Source organism: Ferroplasma sp. Type II, from assembly GCF_000496155.1.
In genome coordinates, this window is record NZ_KI542840.1 from 1 (window position 1) to 1,210 (window position 1,210).

The window sequence follows — 1,210 nt, forward strand, 5'->3', positions numbered from 1 at the left end:
AATATTGCCAGTTAGAAATGGAGATGAACTGGATATAATAAAAGTTGCAGAGAGATCATGGAAATATGCTTATAAAGGCATATACACAGATGCGTATATACAGTACTGGATAAATAAATACTATGCAGTAAACAAAATAAAAACTGAGATAAAAGAATCAATTGAGAATACCAATCCATTATTTTATGAACTGTTTGATCACAATGTGCTTGTAGGATTTATAGAAATAAATAAAATCAATAAAATATTGCTAAGATTTTATCTGGAACCCACCTATATAGGACATGGATACGGCACTCAACTATTTAACACAGTAGAAAAAATCATCATGGCCGAAAAAATTTCCAACATTGAATTATATGTAAATCAATTAAACTATAATGCAATATCATTTTACAAAAAACTTGGTTTTCAAATAATAAAGGAGGATAATGAGGATTATATAATGGAAAAATACTATAATAAATAATTCCTCTTTGAAATACCTTGAAAATTAAACAGATACTATTTAATCAACCATAAAAATAAAATTTTAGGGTTAAGATTACAGAATTCTTAAAAAATTAATTTATGGAGAATTTAGGTATTCTCTCCATGTCGTTCCTTCCATCATGGGGTTAAGAAGTCTTATGTAAGGGCATCTTATGAGTGTATCAAGGACCTTGTCATGTATTTCCCTTGCAGGATGTGCAACCTAGTGAATGGATTGGAACTGATCACCCTTGCCCTGTTATGTTTTAAAAGTCTTCTCGCCTTTCCTGGTGATGTTGGCATTAAAGGTTCGTTGCGCATGTTTATGACGGGAACCCTCAGGTCCTGTCCAGTCATGCCTGACTGTATGTCCACATCGGGGTTGTTAGAAGGGGTTTTTAAACCATGCACACTGAGAGTTTCCTCTCTGTTTAATGCATGATCACAGTTGCCACGGACTTGTGGAGCATCCGTGGGTGTGTATGTATCTCTCCTATCTAACTTCTGCCTTTCTTTCATGTTTTTCTCCATGTTTTTAAAGCCCCCTAATCAACTCTTGCGCTGTTCCTCACGGAACAAGCCCCCTGCGTGACAGTAGATCAAAAATATATTTCAGCTGACAATTGTCTGGCATGAGTCTACCGACTTTGATGATGAAAAACATGCCAGACAGAGCCCATACTACAGGAAGTTACATAAATTTTGTGCAGTCCATAAAGGAATCTCTCAACTTTGGAGA

Annotated in this window: 3 protein-coding genes; 1 reads left to right on the forward strand and 2 read right to left on the reverse strand. The window is 35.2% G+C overall.

The genetic code is table 11. The annotated features are described in order from the left end of the window. Positions 1–469: GNAT family N-acetyltransferase (locus tag AMDU4_RS13605; protein WP_021788505.1), on the forward strand; the 469-nt coding region annotated here is incomplete at its 5' end. A gap of 99 nt (positions 470–568) precedes the next feature. Here the strand turns inward: AMDU4_RS13605 and AMDU4_RS13610 are convergent. Both AMDU4_RS13610 and AMDU4_RS13615 read right to left on the reverse strand, forming a co-directional pair. Next, the gene (locus AMDU4_RS13610) at positions 569–673 is read right to left on the reverse strand and encodes a sulfur oxygenase reductase family protein (protein ID WP_306766132.1); all 105 of its coding nucleotides are present in this window, start codon (positions 671–673) and stop codon (positions 569–571) included. Continuing rightward, the gene (locus tag AMDU4_RS13615; RefSeq protein WP_290705555.1) at positions 643–990 is read right to left on the reverse strand and encodes an RRXRR domain-containing protein; all 348 of its coding nucleotides are present in this window, start codon (positions 988–990) and stop codon (positions 643–645) included. The genes AMDU4_RS13610 and AMDU4_RS13615 overlap by 31 nt, the downstream gene beginning before the upstream one ends. Positions 991–1,210: the final 220 nt, after the last annotated feature.

What these genes read in the sequence shown, in the direction of transcription:
- AMDU4_RS13615 (WP_290705555.1), bottom strand. Translation starts at nt 990, where the DNA reads ATGAAAGAAAGGCAGAAGTTAGATAGGAGAGATACATACACACCCACG.